Genomic DNA, 14,985 nt, shown 5'->3' with positions numbered 1-14,985 from the left:
GGCCTACCTTCCCGCGGAGATGCTGTCGTAGGGACATACGCTCACGCACAGCCCGCACCCGTTGCACAAGTCGGGGTCGATGAAGGCCTGACCGCGCTTTCCGCTGCGCGGACCTTCCGCGCGCGCGTCGAAGGCGATGCCCGGGCAACCGATTTCGGTGATGCACTTCTTGCAGCCCGTGCAGGATTGCGCGTCGATGACCACTGGGTCACCAGGTTTGACCAACTGGATGCAGGGAGAAACGTACAGAACCGCCGAAGGACCCGGGTAAGCGATAGCCCGCCTCGCCGCTTCGGTCGCAGCTCCCAGATCAAGCGGATCGGCGCGCTCAATGCATGAAAACCCGTTGGCCCGCAGTTCGTCTTCGATCGACAGCGGGGCCCTCTGCTCGCCCATCAAAGTCGCGCCCGTCCCCGGATGGGGCTGGGAACCGGTCATGGCCGTAGTCGCGTTGTCCAGCACCACCACCGTGATATCGTGGCCGTTGTACGCGGCATTCGCCAATCCGGGCAGACCGCTTGCGAAAAACGTCGAATCCCCGATGTAGGCTATCGCTTTGCAGTCGGGCTCGACCACCGCGAATCCTTGGGCCATGGTCACGCCCGCCCCCATGCACAGGCAGGTGTCCAGAGCGTCGAGCGGTTGGGCGTTTCCCAACGTGTAACAGCCGATATCCCCGCATTGCACGGCCGGCACCTTCTTCAAAGCGCGCTTCACCGCATAGAACGCCCCTCGGTGCGGGCACCCCGGGCACAGCACGGGCGGACGCAAGGGAAGATCGATCCCCAGGTCGGCAGCGGAATCATCCGCACGCTCCCCGGAAACGCCGAACCCCAAGAAGTCGGTCAGGCGGGAAACGAAGTCGTCGACGTCGTTCTCCCCCCGGTCGCGCGCCGAGCCGGTGAGCTTTCCCAGCACGTCGTAGCTCCCGTGCTGGCGCCCGCACAGACGCAGCAGCTCGTCTTCCAGCACATGGTCGAGCTCTTCGAGCACCAAGATGCGCTCGAGCCCTTCGGTGAATCGTCCGACCGCTTCCGCAGGAAACGGGTACGGGGTGCCCACCTGCATGAACCGATAAGAAGGAACGCTCGAGCCCGCACGTTGCGCCCGCGACGCGATGATGCGCAGGGCCTCGCGCGCATTCGCGGCGCTCGTCCCCCCTGCAAGTATTCCCAGGCAGGGGCTCTCGCCCTGAGTTTCGACGGGGTTGAAGCACGCGAAGCGCGCGGCTTCGGCAGCTCCAACGGCCCCGACCTCGGCAGCTTTTGCGCCCGATGGCCCCGCTGCTCCCGAAAACTCATCCGCGATAAGGGCAAGGCGCCGGTTGATCTGCCCGTGCGCCTCGTAGGAGCGCTTGGGGAAGATCACCCAGCGTTCGGTATCGCGCACGAAGCCCCCGTCGATCGGTTCGCGCGCAAAGGTCTCGGCAGGCGCCTCGAAGAATGCGGAAGCGTGATCGACCCGCGTGGTGGGCCTCACGATGACGGGCGTACCGTAACGTTCCGAGAGCTCGAACGCGGCTTTGACCATAGCATATGCCTGTTCGGGGTTGGCCGGGTCCAGCACGGGGACCTTCGCGAAAGAGGCGAAGCGGCGCGTGTCCTGCTCGGTCTGAGAGGAGATGGGGCCGGGGTCGTCAGCCACCACCAGCACCATGCCGCCCTTCACGCCCACGTAGTTCAGGCACATCAGGGGGTCGGCAGCCACGTTCAGCCCCATCTGCTTGCAGGTGAACAGGCACCGCGCACCTGCGGCGGAAGCGCCGGCCAGCACCTCGAGCGCCACCTTCTCGTTCGACGACCACTCAACGTGGACGCCGTGCGCAAGCCCCTCTGCGCGACGCCGCGCGATGGTCTCGATGATCTCGGACGAAGGGGTGCCGGGGTACCCAGCGACCACCCTCACGCCGGCTTCGAGGGCGGCGACGGCCATCGCCTCGTTGCCCATCAGCAGTTGCTTCGTCATGTTCCCGCCTTACAACAAGCCGATCACCCCCGATCGGCACCAGAGCGGCTACTGGGCCATGCTCTCCTTGAAATCGATGATCTGCCGGCGAGCCGCATCGTCGCCTGCGCCCAAGATCTGGACGGCCAGAATAGCGGCGTTTTTCGCCCCGTTGATGGCCACGCACGCCACCGGAACCCCCGAGGGCATCTGGACCATGGACAAAAGGGAGTCGAGCCCTCCCAGGTCAGACGTTTTCATAGGGACCGTGATAACCGGATTAGGCGTGTACGCGGCAACAACCCCTCCCAGATGAGCGGCCTTTCCCGCAGCCGCAACGATCACGCGTATCCCGCGCTGGTGCGCCGTGGAGGCCCACTCGTGAACGACGGCTGGTTTGCGGTGGGCGCTGGCCACCTTCACCTCGTAGGGCACCCCGAAGGCGTCCAGCTGGTCCATGCACGGCTGCATCGCCGGCATATCGGATTCGGATCCCATGATGATACCCACGACCGGGGCGTTCTCGACGGCCATGCGACCTTCCTTTCCACGGTGAAACGATCATTTCATTATAGGAAAGCCGCGCTGGCGCGACGTTTCCCCAAGGTAAAACCGCTCAAGAAACGAACAAGGGGGCAACCGTCAGAAAAGTTTCACCCCGTTCTTCATATGCGGAGGTGTATTCTCGCTTTTGACCTCGTGGATCCTCGCATGCAATCTGCCCGATAGAGCAGCGGCGAACTCCCCTGAATCAACCGGGATGCGATGACCACGGAAACTTGCATGAATTGCACGTAGCCCTAGGCGGCTATCGGGAGGCATGGAAACAAAAAGGGAGTTTCATCTGGTAAAAGACAAAACTCCCTGCTCAGATCATGGTGGTCGGAGGGGGACTTGAACCCTCGGCACGCGGATTTTCAGTCCGCTGCTCTACCAACTGAGCTACCCGACCAACAAAGCGCCTTTCAGCGCAAGTAGGCATTCTAGCGGAAGAGGGTCCTCCCAGTCAAGCCTACTTCGCGCAACCCGAGCCGAACAGCAGCTCGCGCTCTTCCCCCGGAAGCGCCGCACGCGCCTGGTCGCGCAGATTGTTCACGCCGATGAAGAACTGGCGCATCATGACCACCACCATGTAGCGGCCCTTCGATGTCAACGTTATCTCGTCGTCGTTGTTGCGGTCGAACGCGCCCACGGCAGACATGTACGCCATCTCAAGCGGCAAGCCGTTTTCCACGGTGCAGCCGAAATCGCGCTCCCATTGGCGCTTGTCGAGCCTCAGCCCGAACAGCTGCATAAGGAAGCGGTAGCGCATGCGGTCGTGGTCGTTGAACACGGTCTTGCCCATGATGGACATGTGCCCCCGGTTGATGGCCTCGCTGTATTCTTTGACCGAGAACGTGTTCACGTACAGGCTGTCGCCCAGATACGTAATGCCGCCCGATCCGATGGCAGGGTACTCTTCGAACTGCACGACGTACTCGTCGATCATGTCGGCTCCGGCCTGCTTTTCCTGACCGGGCAGCACCTCCATGTAGTCGTGGCGGTTATACGTCCATGCGCTGCTGTGGCTGAACTGGGGATCCTTCCCTCCCGTCAGCATGTAGTCGAGAATCTCGTAGAACTTGCGCTCGCGATCGTAGTCGACCTTGCCCACCGTGCGCGCCAGCGACCGCTCGACGGCGGGAGACGCCATCAGCGGGTAGAACGTCGTCTGGGTCGCGCCCGACTTCATGACGCTCTCGACGTCGTTGATCAGCATATCCTCGGTTTGGGCGGGGAAGTTGAAGATCATGTCCACGTTCATCGACGCGAAATAGGGCACTGCCTGGCCGACACGCTCGAGGATGACCTCCGCAGAACCGTATTTGTCGTACCGGTCCATCTGCTTGAGCAGGCCGTTGTCGAAGCTCTGAACCCCCACCGAAAGGCGCTGCACGCGTCCTTTCAGCTTCTCCAGATAGCTGGGGATGAGGTGGTTGGGATTCGTCTCGGAAGACACCTCGGTGATCGAGAACGTCTCGCGCGCCAAATCGATGGTCTCGCACAGCTCGTCGATGAGGATGGTGGGCGTGCCTCCGCCCACGTACAGGCTGGAGAAATCGTAGCCCAGCTCTTTCACCATCATCATTTCCTTGCGCAAGCTGGCGAAATACTCGCGCGCACGGTCCTCGCGATACGGGAAGCGGTTGAACGAGCAGTACGGGCACAAACGCTCGCAGAAGGGAACGTGCATGTACAGCATGTACTGTTTTTTCGGATCCGGCGCGGGAACCATGGTGTCGGTCGTGCGGTACAGCTTCAGGTAGTTCTTGGACGCCTCGCGGACGGCCTTGCTTAAAAGTCGCTCAGATAGCATTAATTACCCCAGGCAGATCGCCCGATAGAAGCACGGTAGCCAATATCGGTGCGCAGCTGCTTTCCTTCGAAATCGATCAAGCCGCAGGCCTTGTAGGCCTGGGCGCGTGCGCTCTCAAATGTATCGCCCAGCGCCGTCACGCACAGAACGCGTCCGCCCGACGTTACCAAACCGCTATCGGGACGCTCGGCCGTACCGGCGTGGAACACCGTGACGCCGTCCAGCGCCTCGGCGGCCTCGATGCCGGATACGGCCTTGCCCTTCTCGTAGGAGCCCGGATACCCCGAACTGGCCAGCACCACGCCGCACGCCCAGCGGTCGGACCACGAAAGGCCGATATCGCCCGGACACCCCTCGGCGACAGCCAGCATAACCTCCACCAGGTCGCTTTCAAGGCGCGGAAGGACCACCTGGGTTTCAGGGTCGCCGAAGCGCGCGTTGAATTCCAGCACCTTCGGCCCCTCGGGGGTCAGCATGAACCCGCCGTACAAAACGCCGCGGTAATCGCATGCGAACTCGCGCGCGGTGGCTTCGGCGGCCTGCTGCATGATGCGCTGCATCTCGGCCAGCTCGTCGGGATCGACGATGGGCACGGGAGAATAGCACCCCATACCGCCCGTGTTGGGACCCTCGTCCCCGTCGAAGGCGCGCTTGTGGTCCTGAGCCGTGGACATGCACAGGGCCTCGCCCGCAGATACGAACGCCAGCAGCGAGCATTCGGGGCCGGTCAGGCACTCTTCCACCACCACGCGCGACCCTGCGGCGCCGAAGGCGCCGGTGAAGCAATCGCGAATGGCCTCTTCCGCCGCATCCAGGGAATCCGCCACGATCACGCCCTTGCCGGCGGCCAAGCCGTCGGCCTTCACCACCAGGGGCGCGCCCAGTTCGCGCGCGTAGGCGAGCGCGTCCGGGGCGTTGTCGAAGCTGCCGTAACCGGCCGTGGGGATGCCGTTTCTCACCATGAATTCTTTGCTGAAGGTTTTCGAGCCTTCCAGCTGGGCGCCTTGCGCATCGGGGCCGAACACGGCGATCCCCCCGGCGCGCACGGCGTCGGCCACGCCGGCCACCAACGGGGCCTCAGGGCCGATAACCACCAACTCGACGTCGTTTTCACGGGCGAAGGCCAGCACCTCTTCGCCCGATTCGGCGTTCAGATTCGAAACGTTTTTCGCTATCTGGGCGGTTCCGCCGTTTCCCGGGGCAACGAACAGCGTGTCCGTCAGGGGGGATTTCGCAATGGCCCACGCCAGCGCATGCTCGCGACCGCCGCTGCCCAGCACCAAGATGTTCATCGCAACCCTTTCGCTATCGGCGGGCAACCCGCACTCCGAACCCTACTCGCCGTCCCGGTACCAGCCGCGCATGATGGTCTGATCGCGGTCGGGCCCGACGGCCACGATGCTGATGCGCGCACCCACCAGCTCTTCAAGATGCTTCACGTAGGCCTGGGCCGTGGCGGGCAGCTCCTCGAACGTGCGGCAGCCCGTGATGTCGACGCCCTTCCATCCCGGAAGCTCTTCGTAGATGGGCTTGGCGTGGAACAGAACGCTTTGCTGCATGGGGAAATAGTCGTAGCGCTTGCCGTTGCATTCATATGCAACGCACACCTTGATGGTGTCGAACTCCGACAGGACGTCCAGCTTGGTGAGCGCGATGTCGGTCAGGCTGTTCACCTCGACCGCATAGCGCCCGATAACCGCGTCGAACCAGCCGCAGCGGCGCTTGCGCCCCGTGGTCACACCGAACTCGTGGCCGGCCGCACACAGAAGCTCGCCAGTCTGAGCCTCCTCCCCCGTGCCGCCGTCTTCGGGGAAGCGCTGTTCGGTGGGGAACGGGCCGCTGCCGACGCGCGTGACGTAGGCTTTCTGGATGCCGAGGATGCGGTCGATCACCTTCGGCCCCACGCCGCTGCCGGTGGCAGCGCCTCCCGCACAGCAGGAAGACGAGGTCACATACGGATACGTGCCGTGATCGATATCGAGGAGGGTTCCCTGGGCGCCCTCGAACAGGATGGATTTCCCCGCACGGTGGGCGTCGTTGAGCAGCTGGGCCGTTTCGGTGACGTACTGGCCCAGGATGCGCGCGTAGGGCAGGTATTCCTCGCAGATCTCCTCGACCGTGTAGGTGTGCAGACCGTAGATCTTCTTCAAGATAGGATTGACCTGCGACAGTGCCGTCTCGATTTTCAAACGGAAGATCTTTTCGTCCAGCAGGTCCTGGAAGCGGATGCCGCGGCGAGCCGCTTTGTCCTGGTAGCAGGGCCCGATCCCGCGCTTGGTGGTGCCGATCTTGTTCTGGCCCAGGCGCTTCTCGTCGGCCCCGTCGAGGTCTTTGTGATACGGCATGATAACGTGCGCATCGCAGGATATCTTGAGGTTCTTGCAGGAGACGCCCTCGGTTTCGAGCATGGCCATTTCCTTGATGAGAACGCCCGGATCGACCACGACGCCGTTTCCGATGACCGGAACCGAATCCTCGTACATGACTCCGGACGGCATGAGATGCAAAGCCAGCTTGGTGTCCCCATGGATGACGGTATGCCCGGCGTTGTTGCCGCCTTGGTAGCGCACGACGTAATCGTAGTCGGCCGCGATGAGGTCGGTGATTTTGCCCTTACCCTCGTCGCCCCACTGGGCTCCGACGAGAACGGTATTGGTCATGGGTCTCGCATCCTTTCAGGCCTGCCTGAATGCAGGGTCTAAGAGCGCATGGGCGCTCTGTCGGGCAGCTTCGTCGAAGCGGCCAGCCAACCGGACGAAAACGCACCCCGCCCGCAGAACGCAGGCGCGCCGGGCGCGTTTCTCACAGGGTTCATTCTATATTAGAGGCCCACGCGAATCGCAGACGAATCGGCGCTCACCAGAGAGTCCACCACTTCTTTATGGCAGGTGAACACGATGACCTGCCGCACGCGAGCAAGCTCGGCCAGAGCCCGGGCGGCCCCTTCTCGGCGCTGGTCGTCGAAGTTGACGAGTATGTCGTCTGCCAGCACGGGAAGAGAGCGGCCCACGTCGTCGGCGCACATAAGCAGCGCGATGCGAAGCGCCAGGTACATCTGCTGGCGGGTACCCAAAGACAGCTTGCGGCCCGACCGTTCGATGCCGTAGGCGTCGCACACCGCAACGTCGCCCCGATCGGTGGGGCGGATCGTGCACCAGGCGCCGGAAGTCATCAGCGACATCAGCCGCGACGCCTCGCGGTACAGGCGCGGCTCGCTGGCTACGCCCCAAACGCGCAGCGCATCCTCGAGCATCTTTTTTGCCACGAGCAGCTTGACCAGCTCGGTTTCCGACTCGGCACGACGCGTGCGGATCTGCTGGTGACGAACCTTCGCCCGATCGGCGTCCGCATCGGCCAGCGCCGCGTCTACCTCCCGCTCCAGAAACCCGCGCTCCTGCGACGTGCGGGACAGGCGGTCGGCTATCGCGTCGTGGGAATTGCGGCAGGCTCGCAACGCAGCCTCGAGGTCGCCTGCGGATTCGGAGGCGTCGAAGCCTGCATCCGTCAGAAGCTCTGAGCGGCGGGAGGCCAGCGAATCCAGAACCGCCCTGTTCGATGCAAGGGCCTGGCACGCCTCGTCGTGCGAATCCCGAACGCGCGCCCGATCCTCCTCGAGGCGCATCGCCTCCAAAACCAGCTCCCGCGCGTAGGAAAGCGACCCCTGGGCGCATGAGAGGCCCCGCCCGTCAAGGCGCGCGCGCACCTCTTGAAGGCAGCGCTCATGCTCGTTTTCGGCAGCTTGGAACCTCACCCTCGCGGCGTCGAGGCCCTCCCCTTCCGGCGAGGATGCGCCCGATCGCGTCCGGGTGGACAGAACGCGGGAGGCGACCAGGGCCGCGAGAACCGCTCCGAACACTGCGGCACCGGCGAAAGCTGCGGGCAAAGGCTGGGAGATAAGGCCCGACCCGACGCCCGCCAGCGCGACGATCGCCGCGGCCGCAAAAGCGCACAGCGCGTCGGACGTCTTGAGGGGAGCTTCGGACGGGCGCTTCGAAGAGCCGTACTGGTCCCGAGCGGTCGCCTCTGCGAAGGCCTGGCGGGCGGCGTCGATGCGGTCAGCCGACCGAGCCAGGTCGGACTCGGCTTCGTCGAGTTCGCCCAAAACGATGCGCAGGTCGCCCTCGAACGGGAACGGCCGCTGTTTTTCCGAGAGCGCGTCGAGCGAGAACTGCAGCGAATCGACGCGCACCTTCGCATCGGATGCGGCATCCCGCGCCTGATCGATCTGCCGGTCGAGCAGCTCTACCGACGCCTTCAGCGAGCTTATGCGCGCGAGGCGATCGGATTCCGCAGCAACCTGTTCGGCCAGGCCGGCACGCTCGGCGTCTAGCTCGTCAAGCCTCCGCGCAGCGCTTCGGGCGTCGTCGGCGCGCTGGGTCGCCTCGGCGACCTCGGCGCGCGCCCTCTTCTCTTCCTCGGCCAGCGACACCAGCGAATGGTCGTTCTTAGCGGCCGTCGAGCGGAACGACTCGATGCGTTCGTTTACGAAGGCGAGCGCTTCTGCGGGACTCGTCTGCGTTCCCGCCCCGGCCGTGAGGAACCGCGCAGCAACGTTATCGGCATTGGCCAGGGAATGAAGCGAATCGACGTTCAGCGCGAACACGGTCTCGTACGTATCGCGGTCGATATCCCCCAGGATCTCGGCGACGTCGCCGCCCGCCGGCGCCTCGGGGTCGCCCGAGCCCTTGGTACGCGAAATCTCCAGGTCGATCGGCACGCCGGAGCCTGCCGCATCGGCTGCGGAGGATGCAGGGAGCGCAGATCCGGGCGCGTCCGCAGAAGCGGCCGGGCGCGGCGAGAACAGCAGCCTGCCCGAGCGGTCCCCCTGCTCGGGCTTGTATCCGTTGCGCGTCTTCGTCTCGGAATCCCAGCCGAACAGCACGCCCCTGACAAACGAGGCCGCCGTCGTCTTGCCCGCCTCGTTCGGCCCGTACACCACGTTCAAGCCCGGCCCGAACGGGCCGAGGGTCTTGCCGTACACCCCGCCGAACGCGGCGATACGGGCGACTTTAAGGAAGCGCCTCATCGCTGCGACCCCCGATCAAGCAGATCCAACACAAGGTTCATCGACTCGTCGCACAGCTCGTCGGTCAGCGCCTTTGCAGCCGAGGGCCCCAGGCGGCGCGCAACCAGCTCTTCTTCGATTTCGGCCCGCAAGGAAGGCAGGTCCTCTCTGCGGCGGGCCGCAGCGCGTGCGAACTCGGTTGCGAACAGCGCTTCTCCGCCGGATCTCTCCAGATCGCGCGGCTTTCGAGTGCGATTGGACAACGCATCGACGAAGAACTCGTCGTAGGTGTCGGAAAGACGCAGCCGCAAGTCCTCGAGAATATCCTCTTGGCACAGCAGCCCGTGAAGGTCGGTCGTCCCCGTCAGCTCGACGCGCGCGATCATGCGCGAGCACTGCGCTCGGCCGTTTGCACGGAACAGGGCCTCGGTGATGCGGCGCTCGACGTCGGAAACCGTTTCGGCTGAGGAAACGTCGACGCTCAGACGCTCCCAGTCGATCGAAGCCGTCGGGACGAACTCAACGCGGTTGTGCGCGCCTTCGGTAAGCGTGACCAGCACGCACCCTCGGCTCCCCGTTTCGTTCGCATCGCGGCCCTGAATGCAGCCGGGAAAGACGATAGACGGATCGTACCACGACGGGTAGGCGTACCGGCTGTGGATATGTCCGCAGGCCCAGTAATCGATTCCGCAGGCCATGAGGTCGAGTGGGTTTTCCGGAGCCTTCAGCGGGTCGAGGGTCAGCCCCGTGTGGACCACCCCCACCGAAAACGGCACCTGCGCACGGGACAGATCGCTGCGCCCCGTCTGCCGCTCCAGGTTCCGTTCGAGGTTCGCTCGGTCGATCCCTTCGGAAATCCGCTGGTCGCGGGGCCAGGTTTGGTTGAAGTAGCTGCGTCCTCCCAGCAGGCACAGCGCTTCCCCGTCGCGTTCGTACAGCGCGAAACTGGGGTGGGCGGCCTCGAACATCACGGCGTTGCGGGGAAGCCGCTCGAAATCGGCCTGCCACGAAGTGTAGGGGTCGTGGTTGCCCGTGCAAAGGTAGACGGGGATGCCCGCTCGATCGAGACGATGCAGGCCGTCGAAAAAGCGGCGGTAGTCGCGGTACGACGCGCGCGCGGTGTCGAACACATCGCCTGCGATGACGACGAAGTCCACCTCGCGCTTGATCGCCGTGTCGATCACGGTGTCGTAGGCAGAACCGATAGCTTCCAGCAACCGATCCGACCAGGTCTCCGATAGGTTTCGGATACCTCGGAACGGCGCCCCGAAATGAAGGTCGGCCGTATGCAGGAACGTGATCGAGCGCGCCATGCCCACCGCCTAGTAACCGACGACCGCAGAATCGTCGATGTAGTTCATGAACTTGGTGTATTCGGCGTTGAAGGCCAGCTTGATATCGGCCTGGGCGCCGTTTCGGTGCTTCGCGACGATGAGCTCGGCCATACCCATGTCGGGACGGCCCTCCTGCTCGGCCTCCAGCTCGTTCGTGCTTCGGTCGATGAACATGACGATGTCGGCGTCCTGCTCGATCGAACCCGATTCGCGCAGGTCGGACAGCATCGGTCTTTTCTGGGCGCGCATCTCGACCGCACGGGAGAGCTGGGACAGCGCGATGACCGGCATGTCCATTTCCTTCGCGAGGATCTTCAGCCCACGCGAGATCTCGGCGACTTCGACCGCGCGGTTCCCATCACGACGGGTTTGGGGAGGCTGCATGAGCTGCAGGTAGTCCACGATGATAAGCCCCCTGCCCGCTGCAGCGCGCAGTTCCCGGCGCGCCTTCGCCCGAGCTTCGAGAATAGACAGACCCGGCGTGTCGTCGATGTAGAGCTCGATGTTCGACAGGCGGTTCGAGGCGTCGGCGATGGCGCTCCAATCGGCCTCGGTCACGTACCCGCCGCGCAGCTTCGAGAGGCTCACGCGCGCCTCCGAGCACAGAATGCGCTGGACCAGCTGAGAGGCGCTCATTTCCAGCGAGAAGAAGGCGACGGCGGTGCCTGCCAGCGAGGCGTTCACGGCCAGGTTCAGGGCGAACGAGGTCTTGCCGACGCCGGGGCGCGCGGCGAGGATGATGAGGTCGCCGCCGCGCAGGCCGTGGAACAGATTGTCGGCGTCGGTGAAGCCCGTCGGCACGCCCGCCATGTGAGACCCCTGCTCGGCGAGGGCGGCGATCTCCTCGAACGCCTCGGTCAGCAGCACGTCCATCTTCTTGAACGTCGAGGATACGCGCTGCTCGGTTACCTTGAACAGCGTCTTCTCGGCTTCCTCGACCACTTCGTCCAGATTATCGGGAGCGTTGTACGCCAAGGCGGTGATCGAAGCCGACGCGTAGATCAGATCGCGCAAGATAGACGTGCGCTTGACGATATCGGCGTGGTTCTGCCAGTTGGTGAGCGCGAACGTGTTCTCCGCGAGGTCGAGCAGATACGTGCGCCCCCCGATGGCGTCCAGTTGGTTGCTAGCTTTGAGGTTGTCGGCCAGAGAGATCTGGTCTATGGGAATACGACGGGCGTTTAGGTCGCATACTGCCTGATAGATGATTCGGTGCGCAGGACGATAGAAGTTCTCGGGCGTCAGCTTCAGCAGAATCTCCTCAAGCGCGTCCGCATCCAGCATGCAGGCCGCCAAAACCGACTTCTCCGCATCGTCGTTGCGGGGAACCGTCTTGGTGGTCTGCGGATCGTTGAACTGCTCGGGCGATCCAGGGTTCTGTCGAGGGCTGAAACCTGCCATGTACTATCCTTACCGTCGGTGAGAGACCATGTTAAACCATTCGTCGTCCCAGATGAAACGCCATCCGCAACCAACATGGCCTCGCGATAGCTTTCAACGGGCAAAAAGGAAAACCCCTCCGCCCACACGTGGGCAAAGAGGGGTTTTCAACGTTTTCAACAACTTTTCGCCGTTGAAAACGTCAGGGGATGCGAAACGCGCCGCATCCCCGTTTCCCCGCGCGCAAAGGCGGGGCGATGCGCTATTCAGCGGCCTCTTCGGCGGCGGCTTCCTCAGCCGGAGCCTCGACAGCCTCCTCGGCGGGCTCTTCGACGGGAGCCTGCGCAGCCTCGGCGTCGACCACGTTCACGACCACGGCAGCGCGGATCTCGCGATACAGCGACACGCTGACCTCATGGGCGCCAACCGTCTTGATGGCCTTGGCGATCTCGATGCGACGGCGATCGACCTCGAGGTCCTTGGCGGCCTTGATCGCGTCGGCGATCATCTGGGAGGTGATGGAGCCGAACAGCTGGCCCTCGTCACCGACCTTGGCCTCGATTGTGATCTCGCCGTTCTCGAGGGCAGCCTTGGTCTCCTCGGCGGTAGAGATGCGAACCTCTTCGCGCTTGGCGATGTTCTTGCGACGGTCCTCGAGCTGCTTCAGGTTGCCCTTGGTAGCCAGAACCGCATAGCCCTGCGTGAGCAGGAAGTTGTTGGCGAAGCCGCGCGCAACGTCGATGACGTCGCCCTCGCCGCCCTTGCCAGGAAGCTCTTTGAGCAGGATAACCTTCATGAGTCCTCCTTCGATTAGCGGTTGCGACGATCGCCGCGGCCGCTAACGGCCGGGACTGCGTAGGGCATCAAAGCCATCTCGCGAGCGCGCTTCACAGCATTGGCGATGTCGCGCTGATGCTGGGTGCAGGCGCCGGTCACGCGGCGGGGCTTGATTTTGCCTCGGTCGGTAACGAACTTACGCAGAAGCTGCGTATCTTTGTAGTCGACGTACTCTGCCTTGTCCTTGCAGAACTGGCAGTACTTACGACGAGGCTGTTTCGAATATTCAGCCATGTGAAGTACCTCTTTTCAAATTCGCTTAAAACGGAATGTCCTCATCGTAGGGAGAAGCGGGCGGCATCGGCGAAGCCGCCGGGGCGGGCGCATAGCCGGCCGAAGCGGGCATCGAGGGGGCGGCGTCCATGGGGGCGCTGCCGCGCGACGACATGAACTCCAGGTCGTCCACAATGACCTCGATCTTGCTGCGCTTCTGCCCGTCGCGCTCCCACTGGCTCCAGCGGAGCTTGCCCTCGATGGCGACCTTCGTGCCCTTGCTCAGGTAGTTCGAGAGGCTCTGGGCGCGAGCACCGAACATGGTGCAGTCGATGAAGTTCGGGTAATCCTCCCACTCGCCGGTCTGCGCGTTCTTGCGGCGGTCGTTGACCGCCACGCCGAAACCGAGGACCGGCATGCCGGTCGCGGTCGAGCGCAGGTCGGGGTCGCGGGTCAGGTTTCCGCTGATGATTACTCGGTTGATGCTCATCTTCCACCTCTTCTACGATGCGGCGCCGAAGCGCCGATTCGATTTCTAGTCGCGGTCAGTGCGGGCGACGATCATGTGACGCACGACGGAGTCGTTGATGCGAAGAACACGATCGAGCTCGGCGATGCACTGGGGATCGACATGGAAATCGATGAGGGTGTAATCACCCTCGGTCAAACCGTTGATTTCGTAAGCGAGTTTGCGTTTGCCCCACTCATCAACGTTGTCGAGAGTTCCGTTACCCTCGGTGATGGTGGTTTCGATGCGCTTCATGACGCCGGCGCGATGCTCGTCATCGGTGGTCGGCGCAACAAAGAACAGCAGTTCATAAGCCTTCATCAGCTCACCTCCTTTGGACTGTACGGCCCCGGGCTGGTGAAGGCGACGCCGGGGCAGGAAAAAATACCTGCTCATTCTAGCAAACTAGAACCAAAGCAGCGGTGCACGGGCCGAACGGCTCGGACGAGCACACGGTATCACCACGAACTAAGGGCGCGGACTCGATGAAAACCCACGGATTCCCTCGATCCCCGAGAAGCATTGTGAACGGAAAACCTACCGAGAAACCACCCGAACCCCAACGAAGGCCCGACTGAAACGCCGCGGCCTTTCGGGGCGCGGTTCTTCTTCCCCATCGGACTGCATAAGAAAAACCGCCGGGAACCGACGGTTTTTCGCTTGCACATCGCCTTACTCTTCGGCACCCGGCGCGCCCTCGATCTGATCGGGGGTTTCACCTGCGCTTTCGACATCCTCCACGGGCCAAGCATGCGCGCTTGCATGGATCATGAAGTTCGGAGCCGTCCCAATATAGGTCGGTTCGGACTCGAAGGAGACGGCGCCCGTAGAATCAACCTCGTACACATACCCGATCGCATGGCCCGAACCGCCGCCCGGGATACCACCCTCGGCGATAACCGCATCGAGGGTCCGATCGTCCACCTCGACGTACCCGTCGTAGCAAAACCCATACGCATCGGCGCCGTTCGCCTGATGCACCGTATGCTCGGCCGCAGCGAAGCACCCCTCGATGGTGTCGGCCGGATGCGACTCGAGGAACAGCTTGTCCTTGATGGCAAGCGCGGTGAATGGGGTGAGCTCCTCGCCGGCGGCAACTTTGTCGCGCGCTTCGTTCAGGATGTACACCAGCACGCGCTCGAGTTCTTCGGGGATATCGGGAATCTCTTTCGTGTAGCTTTCAACCGTGCGGTCTGCCATGGGCTGCTCCCGTCGTATGCGATCTCGTCTGTTGTCTCATCAGTTTGACCGATCGGTCTGCGTGGAAACGGCGCGAACGGGAAAGTCCAGGAAGTGTCCTTATCGGCGCTCTCACGGTATCCTTACGGTCGGCGCGGTATCGCCAGCGCGACGCCGCTTCGCACCATATTCGTCCCATTTGCGCTGAAAGGCGGCAACCGTGGATTTG

At 63.4% G+C, this 14,985-nt stretch carries 13 protein-coding genes and 1 tRNA gene; all 14 read right to left on the bottom strand.

Features of this window, described 5'->3' with window-relative positions:
* Positions 1-3: 3 nt before the first annotated feature.
* Positions 4-1,965, bottom strand: a complete 1,962-nt coding sequence (locus JI75_RS00170) for a thiamine pyrophosphate-dependent enzyme (RefSeq protein WP_039687857.1) — start codon at positions 1,963-1,965, stop codon at positions 4-6.
* A gap of 48 nt (positions 1,966-2,013) precedes the next feature.
* Positions 2,014-2,478, bottom strand: coding sequence for a 5-(carboxyamino)imidazole ribonucleotide mutase (purE, locus tag JI75_RS00165; RefSeq protein WP_039687855.1), 465 nt, complete (start codon positions 2,476-2,478; stop codon positions 2,014-2,016).
* Positions 2,479-2,820: 342 nt separating this feature from the next.
* Positions 2,821-2,896, bottom strand: a tRNA-Phe gene (locus JI75_RS00160).
* 60 nt (positions 2,897-2,956) lie between these two features.
* On the bottom strand, positions 2,957-4,300 hold the full coding sequence (locus JI75_RS00155) for a coproporphyrinogen III oxidase family protein (protein ID WP_039687853.1): 1,344 nt from the start codon (positions 4,298-4,300) through the stop codon (positions 2,957-2,959).
* Positions 4,300-5,592 carry a phosphoribosylamine--glycine ligase gene (purD, locus tag JI75_RS00150; protein WP_039687851.1) on the bottom strand — a complete coding sequence of 431 codons (1,293 nt, stop codon included), beginning with the start codon at positions 5,590-5,592 and terminating at the stop codon, positions 4,300-4,302. The genes JI75_RS00155 and purD overlap by 1 nt, the downstream gene beginning before the upstream one ends.
* Before the next feature lie 42 nt (positions 5,593-5,634).
* Entirely contained in the window at positions 5,635-6,960 is a 1,326-nt protein-coding gene (locus JI75_RS00145) for an adenylosuccinate synthase (protein ID WP_039687848.1), read from the bottom strand.
* Positions 6,961-7,121: 161 nt separating this feature from the next.
* Positions 7,122-9,326, bottom strand: coding sequence for an ATP-binding protein (locus tag JI75_RS00140; protein WP_039687846.1), 2,205 nt, complete (start codon positions 9,324-9,326; stop codon positions 7,122-7,124).
* On the bottom strand, positions 9,323-10,618 hold the full coding sequence (locus tag JI75_RS00135; protein ID WP_039687844.1) for a metallophosphoesterase family protein: 1,296 nt from the start codon (positions 10,616-10,618) through the stop codon (positions 9,323-9,325). The genes JI75_RS00140 and JI75_RS00135 overlap by 4 nt, the downstream gene beginning before the upstream one ends.
* Positions 10,619-10,627: 9 nt before the next feature.
* Positions 10,628-12,040 (bottom strand): replicative DNA helicase, encoded by a 1,413-nt coding sequence (gene dnaB / locus JI75_RS00130; RefSeq protein WP_039687842.1) that lies wholly within the window; start codon positions 12,038-12,040, stop codon positions 10,628-10,630.
* Between the two features lie 241 nt (positions 12,041-12,281).
* Positions 12,282-12,815, bottom strand: a complete 534-nt coding sequence (rplI, locus tag JI75_RS00125; RefSeq protein ID WP_039687840.1) for a 50S ribosomal protein L9 — start codon at positions 12,813-12,815, stop codon at positions 12,282-12,284.
* Positions 12,816-12,829: 14 nt separating this feature from the next.
* Positions 12,830-13,090 carry a 30S ribosomal protein S18 gene (gene rpsR, locus JI75_RS00120; protein ID WP_039687838.1) on the bottom strand — a complete coding sequence of 87 codons (261 nt, stop codon included), beginning with the start codon at positions 13,088-13,090 and terminating at the stop codon, positions 12,830-12,832.
* A gap of 25 nt (positions 13,091-13,115) precedes the next feature.
* Positions 13,116-13,559: a single-stranded DNA-binding protein gene (locus JI75_RS00115; RefSeq protein WP_039687836.1), complete on the bottom strand. Its 444-nt coding sequence runs from the start codon at positions 13,557-13,559 to the stop codon at positions 13,116-13,118.
* 45 nt (positions 13,560-13,604) lie between these two features.
* Positions 13,605-13,898, bottom strand: a complete 294-nt coding sequence (gene rpsF / locus JI75_RS00110) for a 30S ribosomal protein S6 (protein ID WP_039687834.1) — start codon at positions 13,896-13,898, stop codon at positions 13,605-13,607.
* Between the two features lie 351 nt (positions 13,899-14,249).
* The gene (locus JI75_RS00105) at positions 14,250-14,777 is read right to left on the bottom strand and encodes a hypothetical protein (protein ID WP_039687832.1); all 528 of its coding nucleotides are present in this window, start codon (positions 14,775-14,777) and stop codon (positions 14,250-14,252) included.
* Between the last annotated feature and the right edge of the window lie 208 nt (positions 14,778-14,985).

Origin of the sequence: Berryella intestinalis (assembly GCF_000814825.1) — a bacterium.
Lineage (GTDB): Bacteria > Actinomycetota > Coriobacteriia > Coriobacteriales > Eggerthellaceae > Berryella > Berryella intestinalis.
This window is presented reverse-complemented; position numbering and strand designations above follow the sequence as displayed.

What these genes read in the sequence shown, in the direction of transcription:
- JI75_RS00140 (WP_039687846.1), bottom strand. Translation starts at nt 9,326, where the DNA reads ATGAGGCGCTTCCTTAAAGTCGCCCGTATCGCCGCGTTCGGCGGGGTG.
- JI75_RS00155 (WP_039687853.1), bottom strand. Translation starts at nt 4,300, where the DNA reads ATGCTATCTGAGCGACTTTTAAGCAAGGCCGTCCGCGAGGCGTCCAAG.
- rpsR (WP_039687838.1), bottom strand. Translation starts at nt 13,090, where the DNA reads ATGGCTGAATATTCGAAACAGCCTCGTCGTAAGTACTGCCAGTTCTGC.
- purD (WP_039687851.1), bottom strand. Translation starts at nt 5,592, where the DNA reads ATGAACATCTTGGTGCTGGGCAGCGGCGGTCGCGAGCATGCGCTGGCG.
- rpsF (WP_039687834.1), bottom strand. Translation starts at nt 13,898, where the DNA reads ATGAAGGCTTATGAACTGCTGTTCTTTGTTGCGCCGACCACCGATGAC.
- JI75_RS00145 (WP_039687848.1), bottom strand. Translation starts at nt 6,960, where the DNA reads ATGACCAATACCGTTCTCGTCGGAGCCCAGTGGGGCGACGAGGGTAAG.
- JI75_RS00105 (WP_039687832.1), bottom strand. Translation starts at nt 14,777, where the DNA reads ATGGCAGACCGCACGGTTGAAAGCTACACGAAAGAGATTCCCGATATC.
- JI75_RS00170 (WP_039687857.1), bottom strand. Translation starts at nt 1,965, where the DNA reads ATGACGAAGCAACTGCTGATGGGCAACGAGGCGATGGCCGTCGCCGCC.
- JI75_RS00135 (WP_039687844.1), bottom strand. Translation starts at nt 10,618, where the DNA reads ATGGCGCGCTCGATCACGTTCCTGCATACGGCCGACCTTCATTTCGGG.
- dnaB (WP_039687842.1), bottom strand. Translation starts at nt 12,040, where the DNA reads ATGGCAGGTTTCAGCCCTCGACAGAACCCTGGATCGCCCGAGCAGTTC.
- JI75_RS00115 (WP_039687836.1), bottom strand. Translation starts at nt 13,559, where the DNA reads ATGAGCATCAACCGAGTAATCATCAGCGGAAACCTGACCCGCGACCCC.
- rplI (WP_039687840.1), bottom strand. Translation starts at nt 12,815, where the DNA reads ATGAAGGTTATCCTGCTCAAAGAGCTTCCTGGCAAGGGCGGCGAGGGC.
- purE (WP_039687855.1), bottom strand. Translation starts at nt 2,478, where the DNA reads ATGGCCGTCGAGAACGCCCCGGTCGTGGGTATCATCATGGGATCCGAA.